Source organism: Streptomyces sp. NPDC127117 (assembly GCF_042677325.1).
GTDB lineage: Bacteria > Actinomycetota > Actinomycetes > Streptomycetales > Streptomycetaceae > Streptomyces.
The window spans coordinates 25,079-44,466 of record NZ_JBHXTM010000059.1 but is presented as its reverse complement, the minus strand read 5'-3'; the positions used below and the strand labels follow the sequence as shown (position 1 = coordinate 44,466).

Genomic DNA, 19,388 nt, shown 5'->3' with positions numbered 1-19,388 from the left:
CCACCGGTCTCCCGCTCGGGGGCTGACCCCCGTACATCGGCGGCTGACCCCCCCACACCCGCGGGTGGGGCGCACCCCCGGACCGGGTGTCCGCCCCACAGGCGTGTGCGTACCGGGTCACCAGGCGGTGGCCGACGACGTCTTCTCGGAAGGGAACAGCAGCCACAGCGCCAGGTAGAGCAGGAACTGCGGCCCCGGCAGCAGGCAGGAGACCAGGAAGATGACGCGCATGGTCCCCGCGGAGGTGCCGAAGCGCCGTGCCAGCGCTGCGCACACTCCGCCGATCATGCGTCCGTCACGGGGGCGGGCAAGTGCGGCCATGGTGGGCTCCTTCGCGAACCGTTGCTGAGGGAGCAGCTCCGTCGTGCTCCCGATGTCTCCATGGTGGCCCGGCGAAGGGGGGCAAAGCGTCGCTCTACGGTGCGATCCCGACCCTGGGAATCGTCGGGGTCGTACCCTGGCCCGCCTCGTCCCTCGGGTGGGGGAGCACCCCGACCCGCTCCTGCTTCCGGCGGCGCAGCCGCGCCCGGCACATGGGCACCACGAGCAGATGGGCGATGGCCACGCCGGTGGTGTTCAGCAGCAGCGAATCGACGTCGACGACCTGACCGGGCACCCCGGTCTGGGCCAGCTCGATGGTCGTCGAGATCAGCGCACCCGCCGCGACGGTACGGGCCATCGAGGCCCACGGGGAGACGGAGAGCCGGCCCCCGGCCATCGGCAGCAGCACACCCAGCGGGGCGAGCAGCAGCAGCCCCTCACCGATCCGGCGGGCCGCCTCGACCGGGCCGAGGGACAGATCCGCTCTGATACCGGCGAAGGGTCGGAGATTCGAGGCGCCCATCCACGGCACATCGAGCGGGCGCAGGGTCAGCCACCCGACGAGCAGCAGATGCGCGAGGAGCAGAGAGACCCCGGCCGCGCGGAAGCGGATGACGGCTGTACCGTCCGAACCTTGACGCACGCCACCCAAGACGCGACGAACGGCAGGATCGGTTCCGCCGCCCCGAAATCCGGCCCGTCCGGCGCCGGCGAGCCGCCCACCGGGGCGTTCAGTTCCCCGCACCGACTCCCAGCGTCGGTACCGCCTTGGGCCGCGCCTTCATCTCCGAGGTGCACAGATACCCGCGCGGCGGGTACTTTCCGGGCCCGCCCAGTACCACCGTGCCCTCCGGGGCGAGCGAGTCGCTCTCCGCGTACGTGCAGACGATCTGCGCCAGCGCCTCGGACCGCAGGTCCTCCGGCTGCTCGCTGAGCCGCAGCGTGCCCGCCCGGTCGCCGCTGCGGGCCCCGCCGACCCGCAGCGTCTTCGGGACGGTCGTGGAGTACCCGGCCTGCCGCTCCGCGGCGGGCGGCTTCAGCAACAGCTCGTCCAGGAGCGCCTGCGCGATCCGGACCCGGTCCGAGCCGTTCTCGTCGACCTGCACCGTACGGTCCACCGTGACCAGCTGCGAGGAGCAGACCAGATAGATCTGTACGGGGATGCCCCTGGCGGCCTGCGTCGTGACGTTCTCCGCGGACATCGCGCACGGCACCTGGGACGGTGCGGCCCCGGCGTCGACCGGCACCGTGGTGGACCTGATCCCGCAGCCCGCGGCCAGCACGGCCGCGACCGCGGCCCCGGCCAGTGCCACGGCCGGACGGCGTGCCCGGCGGTTCCCGCTGCCCATCACGTCGCTTCGCCCTCCTCGTCCCGGTCCCCGGCATCGTGCCCACCGCCGGAACGGGTGAGCTGCTCGGCATCGCGCGGCAGCCGCAGCACGAACACCGCGCCGTCGCCGTCCGGTGAGTTCGCGGCCGTGATGTCACCGCCGTGGATGTGCGCGTTCTCCATGGCGATCGAAAGACCGAGTCCGCTGCCCTCGGAGCGCGGGCGCGAGGCGCTGGCCTTGTAGAACCGGTCGAAGACATGGGGCAGCACGTCCTCGGGGATGCCGGGGCCGTGGTCCCGGACCTCGATGACGAGCTGGTCGCCCTCGGTCCGCACCGTGACCCGTACCGGCGAACCGCCGTGCTTGAGCGCGTTGCCGATCAGATTCGCCAGGATCACATCGAGGCGGCGCGGGTCCAGACGGACCATCATGCCGCGCTCGGCGTCCAGATCCACCGCGTCCAGCCAGGCACGGACATCGATGCAGGCGGTGACCTGGTCGGCGACGTCCACGGTGTCGAGGACGAGCCGGGCCGTACCCGCGTCGAAGCGGGTGACCTCCATCAGGTTCTCCACCAGGTCGTTGAGGCGCCGGGTCTCGCTCACCACCAGTCGCACCGCGGGCGCGATCATCGGGTCGAGGCTGTCCGCCTCGTCCTCCAGAACCTCGGTGACGGCGGTCAGCGCGGTGAGCGGGGTACGCAGTTCGTGCGACATGTCGGCGACGAACCGCCGGCTCGCCTCGTCCCGCGCGCTCATGTCCGCGACCCGCTTCTCCAGCGAACTCGCGGTCCGGTTGAACGTACGGGAGAGATCGGCCAGTTCATCCGTGCCGGACACCACGAGCCGGGTGTCGAGCTTGCCCTCGCCGAGCTTGCGGGCGGCGTCGCCGAGCCGTTGCACGGGCCGCAGCACGGTGGTCGCGGCGGCCTGCGCGAGCAGCGCCGAACCGATCAGCGCGAGCCCGGTGGCGATGCCCAGGGACCAGGCCAGGGAGTTGAGGTCCTGCCGTTCCTGGTCGAGCGACTTCAGCATGTAGCCGGTCGGGCCACCGCCGATGATCTTCGTGCCGCCCACCAGGTACGGCGTGCCGCGGATGCTGGTCCGCTGCCAGAACAGGTGGTACTCGTACTTGTTGCCCGCCTCCAGCGGCTGCTTCTTGTCGACCGCCTTCTGCAGCGACAGCGGCACGTTGTCGAGGGTGAAGGTGTCCAGGTCGGAGTTGCCGACGATCGGCTTGCCGGTGTCCCGCTCGTCGACCAGCAGCACGCTGTACCCCGGCGAACTGCTCGCCATCTGCACGGCGGCGTTCTGCAGATCGTCCCTGGTGGGGTGGAGCGGCAGCGAGGCCGCCCGGCTCTGCATCTCCTGGCGGAAGTCCCCGAGCGCGGAGTCCTGGGTACGGGTCAGCACGGCCTCGCGGTTCAGCCAGTACGCGATCCCCGACGCGGACACCGCGGCGGTCAGCGCCACCAGCGCGAACACCACGACGAGCCGCAGCCGCAGACTGGTCCAGCGGAGCCCGGCGAGCAGGCTCCGTTTGACGGCATCGCTCACTGAGGCGAGTCCAGCCGGTAGCCCACACCCCGGACGGTACGGATCAGCGTCGGCGAGGACGGCACGTCCTCCACCTTGGCCCGCAGCCGCTGCACACACGCGTCCACCAGCCGGGAGTCACCGAGGTAGTCGTGCTCCCAGACAAGCCGGAGCAACTGCTGCCGCGACAGGGCCTGGCCCGGCCGGCGGCTCAGCTCCAGCAGGAGGCGCAGCTCGGTCGGCGTGAGCTGCAGATCCTCCCCGTTCTTGGTGACGGTCATCGCGGAACGGTCGATCACCACGCTCCCGAACGAGGCGGAGTCGGTGGACTCGCGCTCGCCGCGGCGCAGCACCGCGCGGATACGGGCGTCGAGCACCCGGCCCTGCACGGGTTTCACCACATAGTCGTCGGCACCGGACTCCAGCCCGACCACCACGTCGATGTCGTCGCTGCGCGCGGTCAGCAGAATGATCGGCAGCTGGTCGGTGCGCCGGATACGCCGGCACACCTCGAAGCCGTCGATCCCGGGCAGCATCACATCCAGCACGATCAGGTCCGGCCGCTGCTCACGCAGCAGTTTCAGGCCGTCCTCTCCCGTCGCCGCAGTGGCCACACGGTGGCCCTGGCGTGACAGCGAGAGTTCGAGGGCCGTGCGGATGGCGTCGTCGTCCTCGATCAGCAACAGGAAAGGCACGCTGGTCATTCTGACCCATGGTGGCGCCCCAGTTCGACAGTTGGGGTCGACTCATACATCCCGCACGCCTCAGGAGCACGCTCGGCAGGCCCTGTGACAGGCCTGTGACAGTCGGCGGACAGCGCCATGAAATCGCCCCGGCAAGCTCATTGGCACAAGGAACGGACGGACTCCACCGATGGGGGGCGCGAGATGAACGCAACTCACAGCACCACCGCAAGCGCAGTTGTCACGCGTCTCCATGACGTCAACCGGAGTGTCGAGAAGTCCGGCGCCGGGAACGGGCGGGGGTGCGTTCGTGGCGCCGGGCGTCAGCACCTGTCGTACATGACGGTTGTTGACGCGCCTGTGGGGGGCAACGGGGGGAACAACGGGGGCAGCGCGTACGGGGAGGGCACGGGGGAGCGGAAGGCCCCGGCGCAGGCAGAGGACGCCGAAGCGGCGTTCACGGCCTACGTCCGGGAGCGCCGCGCCTCCCTGTACGCAACCGCCTATCACCTGACCGGTGACCGGTTCGAGGCCGAGGATCTGCTGCAGAGCGCCCTCTTCTCGACGTACCGGGCCTGGGACCGGATCAGCGACAAGGCGGCGGTCGGCGGCTATCTGCGCCGCACCATGACGAACCTGCACATCAGCGCCTGGCGCAGGCGCAAGCTCAACGAGTACCCGACCGAGGAGCTGCCGGAGACGGCGGGCGACACGGACGCGATGCGCGGCACGGAACTGCGCGCCGTGCTCTGGCAGGCGCTGGCGCGGCTGCCGGAACTCCAGCGCACGATGCTGGTCCTGCGTTACTACGAGGGCCGCACCGACCCGGAGATCGCGGCCATCCTCGACATCAGTGTCGGCACGGTGAAGTCCAGCATCTGGCGGTCGCTCCGCCGGCTGCGCGAGGACGAGGTCCTCAGCTTCGGCCGTGACGAGGAGGAGTCCTTCGGCGAGCTGGTGGCCTGAGGCGAGGGGGAACACGGGGGAGAACGGGGCCGCTGCTTCGGGGGAGGCGGCGGAGTACGGGGGAAGTGCTGCGGGGTCGGACGGGCCGGGGGGTCCTGTCCGGCCCCGTCGGCGTGTGCGGGGCCGGTCTCCGTTGCCCGCTACACCGTTCCCCGTGACGCGGTCGCCCTCCGGCAACGCCCGGCCGCCGCCGCGGCCAGCCTGCCCAGCGCCTCCTCCTTGCCGCACGGATGCGCGCCCAGAGCCGTCTGCCGCGCCACGATCCGCCGCTCCGCCCGCATCAGCCGCCACCCGCGCCGCAGCAGGAACGGCACCGACTTGCGGCCCTCGCGCAGATCCCGCAGCAGCCGGCGGCGGAACGTCGTCGAGGGACGGCCGCGCAGACACAGCGCGTCCGCCAGTACGCCCAGCTCCTGGCACCGCTCGACTATGTCCGCCGCGAAGATCCCCTCGGCCACGAACAGCGGAGTGCGCTCGATGTGCAGGGCCTCCCGGTCGACCCGGGAACTGGTGGCGATGTCGTAGACCGGGACGTGGGTGCGCCCGGTGTGGCACAGCTCCATGATCGCGGCGACCGCGGCGTCGGCGTCCCAGGACTGTGCGGAGTCCCAGTCGATGTCCGTACTGCCGGGAACGAGCGGCAGCGTGGGGTCGTCGCCCTCCTTGTAGAAGTCGTCCAGGCGCAGCACCGGCAGGTCGGTGCGGGCGGCCAGGGAGGACTTGCCGGAGCCGGAAGGGCCCGCGAGCAGTACGACGCGGGTCGGGATCGGTTGGGAATTCACAGGACACGAGTGTGAGGCATTGACCCGCACAGGGGATCCCCCGGTGCCCTTGTTGGTATCGAGCATCACACCTCAACTACTCTACGCACTCAGATGATTACTCGATCGTCTCGATCAGGTGGGAATTCCATGGCACGTCATGCACTTTCCAGGTCCCGGCGCCGCGCACTGCTGCGGGCAGGTCTGACCGTCACCGCGGTGGGTGCCGCGCTCGGTGCGGGGGGTGCGGCGGCCCAGGCGGCGCCGCTGCCCCACGTGCCGGTCGTGGGCGCCGACACCGCCCTCGGCGAGGCCGGGGACGCCGCCGGCGGCGCGGTGACCGGGGCGCTGGGCCACTCGCTCAGGGGCGGCATCGTCCCGGTGACGCATCTGCGGCTCGACCCGCTGGCCGGCACGGGCACCGACCCGCTGGACAACGTGGTGGGGACTCAGGTCGCCGACTTCAAGCCGCTCTCCACGGCCGCCGTCACCGACCCGCTGACCAGCGGTGGCGCGCTGAAGGACCTGCCGGTGGCCGGGCCGGTGGCGCAGGTGCTGCACGGCGGCTGAGCGGCCGACGACGGCCTGTTCCCCCGGAGTTCCGGAGGAACAGGCCGTCGTCGCGCGGGGGGCCGGTCAGTACGAGGAGCCCGAGACGCCCAGGGCGCCCGTCGGGTGCCAGACCGTCTTGGTCTCCAGGAAGGCCGTCAGGCGGTGGGTGCCCGGATCGGCCGTCCAGTCCTCGGCGCCGTCCGCAGCGGAGGAAGGCGCGGGGCTCTGCCCTTCCTTCTCGGTGCGGTGGCGGGAGGCGGGTGCGCGCAGGACGCGCTTCAGGTTGTCCGCCGCCGCGATCTCCAGCTCCTTCGCGAGCGCGGCGTCCGCGCCCGTGAGGTCGATCGCGTTGACGTCCTGGTGGGAGGCGAGCGGCGTCGCGATCTCCGCCGTCCTGCCGGACAGGACGTTCACCACGCCGCCCGGCAGGTCGGAGGTGGCCAGCACCTCGCCCAGCGAGAGCGCGGGCAGCGGGGCCTTTGCCGAGGCGATGACGACCGCGGTGTTGCCGGTCGCGATCACCGGGGCGATCACCGACACCAGACCCAGGAACGACGACTCCTGCGGGGCCAGGACCGCGACCACACCGGTCGGCTCGGGGGTGGACAGGTTGAAGAACGGGCCCGCGACCGGGTTCGCCCCGCCCACGACCTGGCCGATCTTGTCGGTCCAGCCCGCGTACCAGACCCAGCGGTCGATCGCCGCGTCCACGACGGCCGCCGCCTTGGACTTCGACAGGCCCTCCGCGTCCGCCACTTCCCGTACGAACTGGTCCTTGCGGCCCTCCAGCATCTCCGCGACGCGGTAGAGGACCTGGCCGCGGTTGTACGCCGTGGCGCCCGACCAGCCGCCGAACGCCTTGCGGGCGGCCACGACCGCGTCGCGGGCGTCCTTGCGGGAGGACTGGGGGGCGTTCGCCAGCCACTTGCCCTTCGAGTCCGTCACCTCGTACACCCGGCCGCTCTCGGAGCGGGGGAACTTGCCCCCGACGTACAGCTTGTAGGTCTTGAAGACGCTCAGACGGTTATCGGACATCGAGGTACGCCTCCAGGCCGTGACGGCCGCCTTCGCGGCCGAAGCCCGACTCCTTGTAGCCGCCGAAGGGCGAGGTCGGGTCGAACTTGTTGAACGTGTTGGCCCAGACGACGCCCGCCCGGAGCTTGTTCGCCACCGCGAGGATGCGGGAGCCCTTCTCCGTCCAGATGCCGGCCGAGAGGCCGTACTGGCTGTTGTTGGCCTTGGCGACCGCCTCGTCGGGCGTGCGGAAGGACAGCACCGACAGCACCGGGCCGAAGATCTCGTCGCGCGCGATGGTGTGCGCCTGGGTGACGTTGGTGAACAGCGTCGGGGCGAACCAGTAACCGGCGGAGGGGAGTTCGCAGGGGGCGGACCAGCGTTCGGCGCCCTCCGCCTCGCCCGTCTCGGTGAGCGCGGTGATCCGGGCGAGCTGCTCAGCGGAGTTGATCGCGCCGATGTCGGTGTTCTTGTCCAGCGGGTCGCCCAGCCGGAGCGTGGTCAGCCGGCGCTTCAGCGCGTCCAGCAGCTCGTCCTGGATCGACTCCTGGACCAGCAGCCGCGAACCGGCGCAGCAGACCTGGCCCTGGTTGAAGAAGATGCCGGTGACGATGCCCTCGACGGCCTGGTCGATCGGGGCGTCGTCGAAGACGATGTTGGCCCCCTTGCCGCCCAGTTCGAGGGTGACCCTCTTGTCGGTGCCGGCGACCTGGCGGGCGATGGCCTTGCCGACCGCGGTCGAGCCGGTGAACGCGACCTTGTTCACGTCCTCGTGCTCGACGAGGGCGGCGCCCGCGTCCCCGTAGCCGGGAAGGATGTTCACGACACCCCTGGGCAGGCCCGCCCGGCGGCAGATGTCCGCGAAGAACAGCGCGGAGAGCGGGGTCGTCTCGGCGGGCTTGAGGACCACCGTGTTGCCGGTGGCGAGCGCCGGGGCGATCTTCCAGGCCAGCATGAGGAGAGGGAAGTTCCAGGGGATGACCTGGCCCGCGACGCCGAGCGGGCGCGGGTTCGCGCCGTACCCCGCGTGGTCCAGCTTGTCGGCCCAGCCCGCGTAGTAGAAGAAGTGCGCGGCGACCAGGGGGAGGTCCGCGTCGCGGGTCTCCCTGATCGGCTTGCCGTTGTCGAGGGTTTCCAGGACGGCGAGCTCACGGCTGCGCTCCTGGATGATCCGGGCGATCCGGAAGAGGTACTTGGCGCGTTCGGAGCCGGGCAGCGCCGACCACTTCTCGAACGCCCTGCGGGCCGCCTTCACGGCCCGGTCGACGTCGGCCGCACCGGCCTGCGCGACCTCGGAGAGCACCTCCTCGGTGCTCGGCGAGACAGTCTTGAAGACCTTGCCGTCGGCCGCCTCGGCGAACTCGCCGTCGATGAACAGCCCGTACGAGGGCGCGATGTCGACGACCGCGCGCGACTCGGGGGCGGGGGCGTACTCGAATGCAGATGCCATGGGGATCAGTCCACCGTCACGTAATCGGGGCCGGAGTAACGGCCGGTGCTGAGCTTCTGGCGCTGCATCAGCAGATCGTTCAGCAGGCTGGAGGCGCCGAACCGGAACCAGTGGTTGTCCAGCCAGTCCTCGCCCGCGGTCTCGTTCACCAGTACCAGGAACTTGATCGCGTCCTTGGACGTGCGGATGCCGCCGGCCGGCTTCACACCGATCTGTACGCCGGTCTGCGCCCGGAAGTCGCGCACGGCCTCCAGCATCAGCAGGGTGTTCGCGGGCGTGGCGTTGGTGGAGACCTTGCCCGTCGACGTCTTGATGAAGTCGGCGCCCGCCAGCATGCCGAGCCAGGAGGCGCGGCGGATGTTGTCGTACGTGGACAGCTCGCCGGTCTCGAAGATCACCTTCAGGCGGGCGTCGGGGCCGTCGGCCCGCGCGCACTCCGCCTTCACGGCGAGGATCTCCTCGTACACCTTCAGATACCGGCCGGAGAGGAAGGCGCCCCGGTCGATCACCATGTCGATCTCGTCGGCCCCGGCGGCCACGGCGTCGCGGACGTCCGCGAGCTTCACGTCGAGCGCGGCCCGGCCGGCCGGGAAGGCCGTCGCCACGGAGGCCACCTTCACGCCGGAGCCGGCCAGTGCGGCGACGGCGGTCGCCGCCATGTCGGGGTAGACGCAGACCGCCGCGGTGCGCGGGGTCGTGCGGTCGGTGGGGTCGGGGTTGACGGCCTTGGCGGCGAGGGCCCGGACCTTGCCCGGGGTGTCCGCGCCTTCCAGCGTCGTCAGGTCGATCATCGAGATGGCCAGGTCGATGGCGTACGCCTTGGCCGTCGTCTTGATCGAACGGGTTCCGAGAGACGCGGCGCGCGCTTCGAGGCCGACGGCGTCGACGCCGGGCAGCCCGTGCAGGAAGCGGCGCAGCGCACTGTCGGACGCGGTCGCGTCGGAGAATGCAGGAGCTGTGGTGGGCATGGTCACCAGAGGAGCATATCTACGCGCGTAGCGACCTGTACAGGGGGACCACCTCTCCGCGCGGGGCGCGGTCCGCCGGGCAGCCCCTTGCCCCCGTCAGGCAGAATCGGGCCCATGACGAGCCCCACACCGCCCGCCGAGCCGGTCTACGCCGACCGGACCTTCCGCTCGCCCGCCGGGATGGTCGGGGGTGGCCTGCTGCTCCTGCTCATCTGCTGGATCGCCGGGGACGCCGTGTTCCGGGGCGACGGCCGGGTGCCGTGGCTGGCGCTCGCCGGGGTGCTCACCGCGGTGCCGATGGTCGTCGCGTTCACGCTGCGGCCGGTCGTGCTCGCCAACGAGCAGCGCATCCGGATCCGCAACCCGTTCCGGACGATCAGCATGCCGTGGACCGAGGTCTCGGACCTGCGGGCCGGGTATTCGTGCGAGCTGTTCACCGAGGGCGGCGCCAAGTACCAGCTCTGGGCGGTGCCGGTGTCGCTGCGGCAGCGGAAGAAGGCGGCCCGGCAGCAGTCCCGGCGGTCGCTGGACGACCCGTACGACCGCACGTCCGTGCACGCCGATGTCCGCGACACCAAGGCCCGGATGGCGACGGCCGACCAGACCATGGCGGACCTGCGCGAGCTGGCGGAGCGGGCGAAGACGGGCGGCCCGGCCGCCGGGGAGTCCGCCGAGTCGTCGGTGTCGGTGCGCTGGGCGTTCGAGGTGATCGCGCCGACGGTGGTGGGCGCGCTGCTGCTGGTGGTGCTGCTCGCGACCGGCTGAGACCGGATCCGGAGAAGCCCGCACCGAGTTCACCGGTGCGGGCTTCACTCGTGCTCGGGGCCTACTTGACGTCGACGTAGTCCCCGGCGGCGGTCGCGCCGCCCGTCGTCGACGTCTCGCCGAAGGTCCAGCGCCAGTAGCCGTCCGCGGACGCCTTGACCGTGGTTTTCAGGCTGCCCGTGGAGTTCGCCCTGACGATCTTCACCGTGGCGTAGGTGCTGGTGCCCGCCTTGCGGAACTGCAGCTTCGCCGCCTTGCCGCCGTAACCGGCGTAGGAGTGCTTCACCCAGTCGGCGCGTGTGAGCCGTCCCGTCACGGTGAGCGTCTTCCCCTTCGCCACCGGCTCGGGCGAGGCGTTGACGCTCGCCCGCGCCGCCCGCTTGACCTGCGCCGTGCCGAGGGCGGGCAGGTACTCCTGGCTCTTCGGCTGCCCGTCGGAGCCCCAGATGCGGGCGGCCGCGCCGACCTTCCAGGTCGTGGCGTCGTTGTTCGAGTCCAGGGTGTAGCGCGGCTCGATGTACAGCTCGCCCCTGCAGTCGGCGGCGCGCGAGCCGTCCTCGTAACAGGTCATGCTGCTCAGATAGATGCCGCCGTGGTCGGCACCCTTGCCCGCCGTGGTGTCGTGATACAGGTACGGACTCGCCTCCACGTCGGAGAGCGAGTGGCCCGCGGGCCAGGTGACGTGGAAGCTGACACTCGGAAGCTTCTCCTCGGTGGTGCCAACGACGATGGGCCTGCCCGAGTTCACGACCATCTTCGACACCGTGATCCCGGTGCCGGCGGCTTCCGCGGCCGGGGCGGTGAACGCCGCAAGGGCGAGCGCTCCCGCGAGGACGGCCACGGTGCCGGTTCTGCCTGTGCGCATGCACGGCCTCTCACTGGTAGGTATGCGAGTCGCCGCAGACTACCGCCCCGGCACCGGGCGGAACGCCCCCGTGTATGCCGGGCGCACTAGGGGCAACTTCCGCGTGAAAGCCGACCGCTGTGGCGGTTTCCGGTCCCGGCGGTCATGCCCCTCTCCATACATTGCGCGTGCCGCCCGACTTCCGAAGCGGGCGGCGGGGGGTGGGACGAGATGACGGACGAAGGCGGTTCCGGCAGAGCGGACGCCACTGGCGCGCGCTGCCGCATAGACATCGACACGGACGGCGGCTACGGCTGGCGGATGATCGCGCAGAACGGACGGGTGGTCGCGGTCTCCGCGCTCTCGTACGGCGAGCACGGCGAATGCCGGGCCGCCTTCGAGGAGTTGTGCGCGGGACAGCAGGGGCTGACGGGCGGGGTGCAGCACACGCCGGGCGGCAACGGCTGGATGTGGTTATTGCGGGACCGGGACGGACGGGCCACCGTCGTCTCGGCACGGGCCTACGAGCGCCATTCGACCTGCCGGGCCGCGTACGAACGGTTCCGCGCGCTGCTCGCCGAGATGGGAGGCGTCACCGGAAGTTGCCTTTAGGGCACACCTCATTCACATCTCGGAGCGGGCGTGTCCATGACGCGGCAGCAGCGTCGACCGCGTGACGAGAGATACGAGTGGGACCGCGGTGCGGGACGCGCCGCGGCGGCTGTACGCGGATCCGGGGCTGCCCGACCGCGTGTTCAGGGGCGTCGCCCGCGGCGGCGGCGGGCTGGTGCTCGCGGTCATGCTGCTGGTCGGCGGATTCCTGCTCCACCGGGCCTGGCAGGCGCTGTCCCGGGCGGGCTGGTCGTTCCTGACGACCGAGGCGTGGGAGCCGGACGCCGGCCGCTTCGGGATCGCCGCCGTGCTCGTCGGGACGGTACTCATCGCACTGGTGGCCATCGCCGTCGCCGTACCGCTGGCGGTCGGCGGGGCGCTGTACATCTCCGAGTACGCGCCACCCCGGCTGCGCCGCACGCTGATCAGCGTCGTCGACCTGATGGCGGCCGTGCCGTCGGTCGTCTACGGGCTGTGGGGGCTGTTCTTCTTCGAGGGGCAGATCCTCCCCACCGCCCGCTGGATCGCGACCTACCTGGGCTGGATCCCGCTCTTCCGGGTGGACGGCGCCGACCCGTCCGACCCGCTCGCGCCGGAGACCGTGTACACCTCCTCCACGCTGGTCGCGGGGGTCGTCGTGGCGCTGATGGTCGCGCCGATCGTCTGCTCGGTGATGCGCGAGGTGTTCTCGCAGGCACCGGTCGGTGAGCGCGAGGGCGCGTACGCGCTGGGCGCCACCCGCTGGGGCATGATCCGCAGCGTCGTCCTGCCGTTCGGCAAGGGCGGCATGATCGGCGGCACCATGCTCGGCCTGGGCCGGGCCCTGGGCGAGACCATCGGGGTCTACCTGATCATCTCGCCGGTCTTCGAGATCCAGTGGCACGTGGTGCAGAGCGGGGCCGGTTCGGTCGCCGCACTGATCGCCCTGCGCTACGGCGAGGCCAGCGAATTCGGCATGTCGGCCCTGATGGCCGCGGGCCTCGCGCTCTTCCTGATGACGCTCGTCGTCAACTTCGCGGCGTCGTCGATCGTCGCCCGCAGCCGGTCCGGCGCGGCGAGCGAGTGAGGGGATCCAGCAGATGACCATCGCACCCGAGAGGCCCGCCGTCACCGCGGAACGGGCCGTGCCGGTGGGGGAGCGGCGGCGGTCCCTGACCCTGCTGCGGGCCACCGACGTGTACGCGCTGCTCGGTGCCGCGGCCGCCGCGCTGTCGATCACCTGGCTGCTGTTCGCCCGGCTGCTGCCGTTCAGCGGCACCGTCGGCTTCCTGGCCGTGGCGTACGTGCTCTTCCTCGCCCTGTACGCACTGCTGGTCTCCTTCGACGAGAACGGTCCCGCGGTACGGGACCGGCTGGCCGCCGTCGTGGTGCAGAGCCTCGGCCTGGTCATGGTCGTCGCGCTCGGCTTCGTCGTCGTGTTCACCCTCTGGGAGGGCCGCAAGGCGCTGCCGCACCTGAACTTCTTCACCCAGGACATGGCCGAGGCCGGCCCGCTGGACCCGCTCTCGGCCGGCGGGATCCTGCACGCGATCCTCGGCACGCTGGAGCAGATCGCCATCGCGCTGGCCCTGACCGTGCCCACCGGCATGGTCTGCGCGGTCTTCCTCAACGAGGTGCCCGGCCGCTTCGCCCGGTTCGTACGGACCGTCGTCGAGGCGATGACCGCGCTGCCGTCGATCGTCGCGGGGCTCTTCGTGTACGCGACGGTGATCCTCGCGCTCGGCTTCGACCGCTCCGGGCTGGCCGCGTCCCTCGCCCTCGCCGTGATGATGCTGCCGATCATCATCCGGGCGGCGGACGTGGTGATCCGGCTGGTGCCGGGGACGCTGCGGGAGGCCTCGTACGCGCTCGGCACCCCGCGCTGGCGCACCGTCTGGCACGTGGTGCTGCCGACCGCGCGGTCCGGGCTGACCACCTCCGTCATCCTCGGCACCGCGCGCGGCATCGGCGAGACCTCGCCGGTGCTGCTGACCGCCGGATTCACCGCCGAGATCAACGGCGATCCGCTGTCGGGGCCGCAGGTCTCGCTGCCGCTCGCCACCTTCGAGTTCGTCAAGTCGCCCGAACCCACGATGATCGCCCGCGGCTTCGGCACGGCCGCGGTCCTGATGGCGCTGGTCCTCGTGCTGTTCGTCGTCGCCCGCGTCATCGGCGGCCGCGGACCGGGACAGCTGACCAGGCGCCAGGAGCACCGCCGGGTCCAGGCGTCGAGACGTGACGCCGAACGCTTCGCCGCCCGGTCCGGGCGGGCCGCGCCCCGGGACACACCCATGGATACGAGGAGTGAGTGACCAGTGAGACCGGCAACCGTCTCCCGACTGACCATGGCGGTGGCGGCACTGGTGTGCGCGCTGCTCGCCCTCCAACCGGCCACCGCCCGCGCCGCTTCGTACACGAAGATCAGCGGCGGCGGCTCCACCTGGAGCTCCAACGCGCTCGACCAGTGGCGCCGCAATGTCGCCGCCAACAGCGGCATGACCGTCAACTACTCACCGGTCGGCTCCTCGGTGGGCCGTGAGCAGTTCAAGAACGGCACCGCCGACTTCGCCGTCTCCGAGATCCCGTACGGACTGACCGAGTCCGGGATGCGGGACGCGCCGCCGAAGCGCGGATACGCGTACATGCCGATCGTGGCCGGCGGCACGGCCTTCATGTACAACCTGCGCATCGGCGGCCGGAAGGTCACCAACCTGCGGCTCTCCGGCGACGTCATCACCAGGATCTTCACCGGCGCGCTCACGATGTGGAACGCCCCCGAGATCCGGGCCGACAACCCCGGTCTGGTGCTCCCGGCCCGCCGCATCATCCCCGTCGTACGCTCCGACGGTTCCGGCACGACCGCCCAGCTGACCACCTGGCTCGCCAAGGAGCACGGCGGGCTCTGGGACGCGTACTGCAGGCGCGCCGGGCGCTCCACACCGTGCGGGATGACCTCGTACTTCCCCGTGGTGCCCGGCTCCTCGACGATCGCCAAGTCCGGTTCGCTCGGCGTCTCCGGCTACACCAAGCAGGGGCACGCCGAGGGCGCGATCACCTACGTCGAGTACTCGTACGCCATCAAGACCGGCTTCCCGGTGGCGAAGGTGCTCAACGCCTCCGGCTACTACGTCGAACCGACCGCCTCCAGCGTCGCCGTGGCGCTGATGAAGGCCCGGATCAACGAGGACAAGAACTCCGAGAACTACCTCACCCAGATCCTCGACGGGGTCTACCGCTCGGCCGACCGCCGCACCTACCCGCTCTCCTCCTACAGCTACATGATCGTGCCCACCAAGGCCGAGTCGCCGTTCACCACCGCCAAGGGGAAGACGCTGGGCTCCTTCGCCAACTACTTCCTCTGCGAGGGCCAGCAGCAGGCCGAGGAACTCGGCTACTCGCCGCTGCCCAAGAACCTCGTCGAGGCCGGATTCACCCAGGTCCGCAGGATCCCGGGCGCACCGTCCGCCGCCATCGACATCAAGAGCTGCCGCAACCCCACGTTCTCCTCCGACGGCTCCAACACCCTTGCCAGGAACGCCCCGTACCCCAAGGCCTGCGACAAGCGGGGCACCACGCAGTGCGCGGACGGCACGGCCGGCGCCAAGCAGCAGACCCGGGTGAACTCCGGCTCCGGCGGCGGCGGTTCCGGCGGTGCTTCCGCCGGCGGCACCGGCGGCACGGGTTCCGCGGGCGGCAAGGGCGGCGCGGGGACCGCGGGGGCCTCGGGCGGCTCCACCGGTACGGACGGGGCGTCCGGCGCCGCGGCGGGCGGCGCGGCCCCGGGCGCCGTCGACCCCGACACCGGCGAGCTGATCGAGGGGTCGGCCGGGGGCGGGGACGCCTCCGTCGTCGGCAACCCGGTCACCCTCGCCGCCGGCGGCTCACCCGGGCTGCGCGGCGTACTGATGGCGCTCTCCGCCGTACTGCTCCTCGGAGTGGTCGTCGGACCCCCGCTCACCGCGCGTGCCCTCGCCGCGCGCAACCGTCGCAAGGAAGGGCCGTGATGACCCCCGCACGACACACCCGCCGGCGCACCGCCACCGGCACCGTGGCGCTGCTCGCCGCACTGCTGGTCGCCCTGCTGCCGCTGCCCGCCACCACGTCCCCCGCCGAGGCGGCGGCGGGCTCGGCGGTGACGGTGACCGGCCGCAAGGGTCCGTACGACGACTTCTCGAAGCTCAAGGTCACCGTCCACCAGACCGAACAGCTGCGGGGCCAGGGGGTACGGATCACCTGGACCGGCGGCAGGCCGACGCAGGACGGCTTCACCTACGACTACCTCCAGATCATGCAGTGCTGGGGCGACGACACCGGCGGGCCCTCGCGCGAGCAGTGCCAGTTCGGCGCCCAGGGCAACGGCGGGCAGGGCGGCAACTGGACCGCGCTGCGCCAGATCGGGGCGGGCGCGGCCGACCCCGCCGAGAAGGAGTACGTGGGCAACGGATCCGGCGAGTCGTACGTACCGTTCCGCCCCGCCGACGGCGGACCGGAGACCACCGGGTCGCGCGACTGGACCTACTTCAGCTCGATCGACTCCAACGAGGAGCCCTACGCCGTCACACACGCGGACGGCACGGGCGAGTTCACCTTCCAGGTGCAGTCCGGGCAGGAGGCATCCCAGCTCGGCTGCGGCGAGCCGGTGAAGCGCTCCGGCCGGACCGGGCCCCGCCCCTGCTGGCTCGTCGTCGTACCGCGCGGCGGGCACGACGTGGACGGCGGCACCGGCTCCAGCCACCGGCTGGAGACCTCGCCGCTGACCACCTCCAACTGGGCCCAGCGCCTCGTGGTGCCGCTGCACTTCCAGCCGGTCGGCAACACCTGCCCGGCCGACCGGGCCGAGCGCCGGGTGACCGGGTCCGAGCTGGTCACCGAGGCGATCAGTTCCTGGCAGTCGACCCTCTGCGCGGGCGCCGGCAGCGCGAAGTTCGCGTTCAGCCAGAGCGGTGAGGCGAGCGCACGGGACACCCTCGCCCGGCCCACCCCGGGCTCCCCGCACCTCGCCTTCACCGTCGACCCACTGCTCCCGCCCGGGGAGGGCGCCGCCGGGAGCGCGGTGCACGCGCCGGTGGCGGTGAGCGGACTGGTGGTCGGCTTCTTCGTCGAAATGCCGGACGCCGGCCGGCTCGCCTCGATGAAACTCACCCCGAGACTGCTCGCGAAAATGCTCACCTCGTCCTACCAGAAGGACGTGGTGAGCCGGATCAGAACCGCTCCCGAACACATCAAGGACAATCCGCTCAGTCTCTTCCACGACGAGGAATTCAAGAAGCTCAATCCGGCTTTCGAGAACTGGGTTCCCTATCTGGCGCCGTCCAGCATCATGGTGCAGCTGGAGAGTTCCGACACCACCGAAATGCTGTGGAAGTGGCTGCGGTCCGACACCGAGGCGCGGCAATTCCTGGCCGGTACCCCCGACCCCTGGGGCACGAAGGTCAACCCGTACTTCAAGGAGCTGCACCTGGACTCCGACACCGGTGTCGACGACTTCCCGAAGGCGGACCCGACCCGTACGACCGTGACCGTCGGCGAGGAGTCCCTTGAGTACGGGACCACCGAGATCGCCCCGTACGTCCAGGACATGCACGAGGGCGCGCTGCGCACCCGCCGGGGCAACAACGGGTCCACCACCACCGCGGCCGCCGGAGGCAACGGCTCTCCCGCCAAGCTGGTCAACACGCCCCCGCTGGCCGGCCAGCGCATGGTGCTCGCGATCGTCGACGCCGCCTCCGCCGCCCGCTACGGACTCCAGACCGCGTCCCTGCGCAACGCCGACGGCACCTTCGTCGCCCCGACCCCGGCCTCGCTGCTCGCCGGGGTCGCCGCGATGAAGGACTCGTCCCGGCCGGGTGTACTCGCACCCGATCCGGCCGGCGCCAGGGGCGGGGCCTACCCCCTGGCCTCCGTCGTCTACGCGGGCGCCTACACCAGCACCCCGGCGGCCGAGCGCAAGGACTTCGCCGGACTGATCCGCTACGCGGCGCGGGCCGGCCAGACCCCGGGCGCCGCGGCCGGACAGCTGCCGCCCGGATACGCGCCGCTGCCCGCCGCCCTGCGCACCCGGGCGCTCGCCGCGGCGGACCGGCTGGAGCACGCGAAGAGTACGGCCGGGGGCTCCGGCGAGGGCGGACCGGCAGGCTCCGGCAACTCCGGCACCTCCGGCGGCCAGGCCGCGGGAGGTGCGGGAGGTGCGGGCAGCGGCGCCGGGGGCTCCGGCGGGGACGGCGCGAACCCCGACACGGGTGACAGGTCGGCGAACCGGGCGGACCCCGACGGCCCAGATCGGCAGAACACCGCCCATTCCGGCGGCCTGACCCCCGACACGGTGCTCGGGGCCGTCCGCTGGGTGCTGATCGGAGTGCTGCTCGCGGGCGGCATCGCGGGCCTTTCCGGGCCCATTATGCTCCGCCTTTCCGTGCGGAAATCCGTCCGGGCCGGCTGAGTTCTCCAGGTGTCACCTCGTAAAGCATTTCGTAACCTGAACAACCGTCGCCGTTGGTGGCCGCCGACGACCGGATACGGAAAAGTCATCGGTGGCCGGCCGACGGGCCGGTGGAAAAAGAATTCAGAATTCTGCTTGAGCGTCCATTCCTTCCATTCCTCGTTTCCGTATGCACGGAGGAGAACAGAAGTGAACGTCAAGTCCCGCGCACGCATCGGTGCCGTTGTCGGTACCGCCGCCCTCGCCCTCGGCGCCATGGCGGCCCCCGCCTCGGCGGACCCGGCGCCCGGCAACTACCGGGTCCTCGCCGGTGTCGGCTCGGACACCACCCAGGACGTCGTGAACGGCCTCGGCACCGCCGTCGACAGCGGCACGCTGATCGCCTCGTACAACGCCCTCGGCACGGCGACGGTCAAGACCCGCGCCACCGGCTGCGAGATCGCCCGGCCCAACGGCTCCTCGGCCGGCATCAACGCGCTGCGCAACGCCGTCGACAACAACACCGGCTGTCTGGACTTCGCGCGCTCCTCGCGCGGCGTCGCGGACACCTCGTCCACCGACCTGACCTGGATCCCGTTCGGCAAGGACGCGGTGACCTTCGCGGTCCGCTCCGACAGCGCCCTGCCCAAGGCGCTCACCAAGGCGCAGCTCGTCTCCGTCTACACCTGCCAGACGACGTCCCTCAACGGTGTGGCGCTCACCCCGCTGCTGCCCCAGGCCGGCTCCGGCACCCGGTCCTTCTTCCTGGGCCAGCTGGGCCTCACCGAGTCCACCTTCGGCTCCTGCGTCGACGACACCGTCCAGGAGCACAACGGTGAGGCGCTGGACAGCGCGGGCGACATCGCCCCGTACTCCGTCGCCCAGTACATCGCGCAGAGCAACGAGCCGGGCGATGTCGTCGACCGGCGCGGCGCCTCCGTCCTCGGCTCGGTGAACGGTGTCGCCCCGCGCAACGCGGACGGCACCCTCAACACCGCCTTCCCCTTCAACCGTGACGTCTACAACGTCGTCCCGACCGCCAAGCTCACCGCCCCGACGATCGCCGCCACCTTCGTCGGCTCCTCCTCCAAGGTCTGCGCGCAGAGCGGCGTGATCGCCACGTACGGCTTCGGCACCATCGCCAACTGCGGCAGCACCGACCTCCGGGGCGAGAGCTGACCACCACTTC

General features: G+C 71.4%; 19 protein-coding genes. 9 read left to right on the top strand and 10 right to left on the bottom strand.

The genetic code is table 11. From position 1 onward, the window contains the following. Window positions 1-117: 117 nt before the first annotated feature. The 5 genes from ACFVH0_RS34315 to afsQ1 form a co-directional block, all read right to left on the bottom strand. Window positions 118-321, bottom strand: a complete 204-nt coding sequence (locus ACFVH0_RS34315) for a PspC domain-containing protein (RefSeq protein ID WP_124716783.1) — start codon at window positions 319-321, stop codon at window positions 118-120. 94 nt (window positions 322-415) lie between these two features. After that, window positions 416-964, bottom strand: a complete 549-nt coding sequence (locus tag ACFVH0_RS34310) for a VanZ family protein (RefSeq protein WP_385826665.1) — start codon at window positions 962-964, stop codon at window positions 416-418. An 88-nt stretch (window positions 965-1,052) separates the two neighbouring features. Beyond that, window positions 1,053-1,670 carry a GerMN domain-containing protein gene (locus ACFVH0_RS34305; RefSeq protein WP_385826669.1) on the bottom strand — a complete coding sequence of 206 codons (618 nt, stop codon included), beginning with the start codon at window positions 1,668-1,670 and terminating at the stop codon, window positions 1,053-1,055. Beyond that, on the bottom strand, window positions 1,670-3,208 hold the full coding sequence (locus ACFVH0_RS34300) for an ATP-binding protein (RefSeq protein WP_385826663.1): 1,539 nt from the start codon (window positions 3,206-3,208) through the stop codon (window positions 1,670-1,672). Before ACFVH0_RS34300 ends, ACFVH0_RS34305 begins: the two co-directional genes overlap by 1 nt. Then, on the bottom strand, window positions 3,205-3,882 hold the full coding sequence (gene afsQ1, locus ACFVH0_RS34295; protein WP_206433404.1) for a two-component system response regulator AfsQ1: 678 nt from the start codon (window positions 3,880-3,882) through the stop codon (window positions 3,205-3,207). The genes ACFVH0_RS34300 and afsQ1 overlap by 4 nt, the downstream gene beginning before the upstream one ends. A 192-nt stretch (window positions 3,883-4,074) precedes the next feature. Between afsQ1 and ACFVH0_RS34290 the strand changes: the two genes are divergently transcribed. Continuing rightward, window positions 4,075-4,836 carry a SigE family RNA polymerase sigma factor gene (locus tag ACFVH0_RS34290; protein WP_385826661.1) on the top strand — a complete coding sequence of 254 codons (762 nt, stop codon included), beginning with the start codon at window positions 4,075-4,077 and terminating at the stop codon, window positions 4,834-4,836. Between the two features lie 140 nt (window positions 4,837-4,976). Here the strand turns inward: ACFVH0_RS34290 and ACFVH0_RS34285 are convergent, their stop codons facing one another. Then, window positions 4,977-5,684: a uridine kinase gene (locus ACFVH0_RS34285; RefSeq protein ID WP_385826659.1), complete on the bottom strand. Its 708-nt coding sequence runs from the start codon at window positions 5,682-5,684 to the stop codon at window positions 4,977-4,979. Between the two features lie 63 nt (window positions 5,685-5,747). Between ACFVH0_RS34285 and ACFVH0_RS34280 the strand changes: the two genes are divergently transcribed. Next, window positions 5,748-6,167 (top strand): hypothetical protein, encoded by a 420-nt coding sequence (locus ACFVH0_RS34280; RefSeq protein WP_385826657.1) that lies wholly within the window; start codon window positions 5,748-5,750, stop codon window positions 6,165-6,167. A gap of 66 nt (window positions 6,168-6,233) precedes the next feature. Here the strand turns inward: ACFVH0_RS34280 and ACFVH0_RS34275 are convergent, their stop codons facing one another. From ACFVH0_RS34275 to deoC, 3 genes are read right to left on the bottom strand one after another with little or no spacing between them, the layout of a single operon-like run. Further along, window positions 6,234-7,184 (bottom strand): aldehyde dehydrogenase family protein, encoded by a 951-nt coding sequence (locus ACFVH0_RS34275; RefSeq protein WP_385826656.1) that lies wholly within the window; start codon window positions 7,182-7,184, stop codon window positions 6,234-6,236. Continuing rightward, window positions 7,174-8,613: an aldehyde dehydrogenase family protein gene (locus ACFVH0_RS34270; RefSeq protein WP_385826654.1), complete on the bottom strand. Its 1,440-nt coding sequence runs from the start codon at window positions 8,611-8,613 to the stop codon at window positions 7,174-7,176. The genes ACFVH0_RS34275 and ACFVH0_RS34270 overlap by 11 nt, the downstream gene beginning before the upstream one ends. Window positions 8,614-8,618: 5 nt before the next feature. Then, window positions 8,619-9,581 carry a deoxyribose-phosphate aldolase gene (deoC, locus tag ACFVH0_RS34265; protein WP_351258935.1) on the bottom strand — a complete coding sequence of 321 codons (963 nt, stop codon included), beginning with the start codon at window positions 9,579-9,581 and terminating at the stop codon, window positions 8,619-8,621. A 114-nt stretch (window positions 9,582-9,695) separates the two neighbouring features. Here deoC and ACFVH0_RS34260 point away from each other — a divergent pair, with 114 nt between their 5' ends. Continuing rightward, a complete protein-coding gene (locus tag ACFVH0_RS34260) occupies window positions 9,696-10,346 on the top strand; it encodes a PH domain-containing protein (protein ID WP_385826652.1) in 651 nt (216 codons plus the stop codon). Between the two features lie 61 nt (window positions 10,347-10,407). Here the strand turns inward: ACFVH0_RS34260 and ACFVH0_RS34255 are convergent, their stop codons facing one another. Next, a complete protein-coding gene (locus ACFVH0_RS34255) occupies window positions 10,408-11,211 on the bottom strand; it encodes a hypothetical protein (protein WP_385826650.1) in 804 nt (267 codons plus the stop codon). A 210-nt stretch (window positions 11,212-11,421) separates the two neighbouring features. Between ACFVH0_RS34255 and ACFVH0_RS34250 the strand changes: the two genes are divergently transcribed. From ACFVH0_RS34250 to ACFVH0_RS34225, 6 genes are all read left to right on the top strand, one after another. Then, the gene (locus ACFVH0_RS34250) at window positions 11,422-11,802 is read left to right on the top strand and encodes a hypothetical protein (RefSeq protein WP_385826648.1); all 381 of its coding nucleotides are present in this window, start codon (window positions 11,422-11,424) and stop codon (window positions 11,800-11,802) included. Between the two features lie 61 nt (window positions 11,803-11,863). Beyond that, window positions 11,864-12,868 carry a phosphate ABC transporter permease subunit PstC gene (gene pstC / locus ACFVH0_RS34245; protein ID WP_385826645.1) on the top strand — a complete coding sequence of 335 codons (1,005 nt, stop codon included), beginning with the start codon at window positions 11,864-11,866 and terminating at the stop codon, window positions 12,866-12,868. 13 nt (window positions 12,869-12,881) lie between these two features. Beyond that, entirely contained in the window at window positions 12,882-14,093 is a 1,212-nt protein-coding gene (gene pstA, locus ACFVH0_RS34240) for a phosphate ABC transporter permease PstA (RefSeq protein ID WP_385826643.1), read from the top strand. A gap of 3 nt (window positions 14,094-14,096) precedes the next feature. Further along, complete coding sequence (locus tag ACFVH0_RS34235; RefSeq protein ID WP_385826641.1) at window positions 14,097-15,785, top strand: phosphate ABC transporter substrate-binding protein PstS; 1,689 nt, start codon at window positions 14,097-14,099, stop codon at window positions 15,783-15,785. Further along, on the top strand, window positions 15,785-18,220 hold the full coding sequence (locus ACFVH0_RS34230) for a hypothetical protein (protein ID WP_385826639.1): 2,436 nt from the start codon (window positions 15,785-15,787) through the stop codon (window positions 18,218-18,220). Before ACFVH0_RS34235 ends, ACFVH0_RS34230 begins: the two co-directional genes overlap by 1 nt. Window positions 18,221-18,409: 189 nt before the next feature. Continuing rightward, window positions 18,410-19,378, top strand: coding sequence for a hypothetical protein (locus tag ACFVH0_RS34225; RefSeq protein ID WP_385826637.1), 969 nt, complete (start codon window positions 18,410-18,412; stop codon window positions 19,376-19,378). Window positions 19,379-19,388 lie beyond the last annotated feature (10 nt).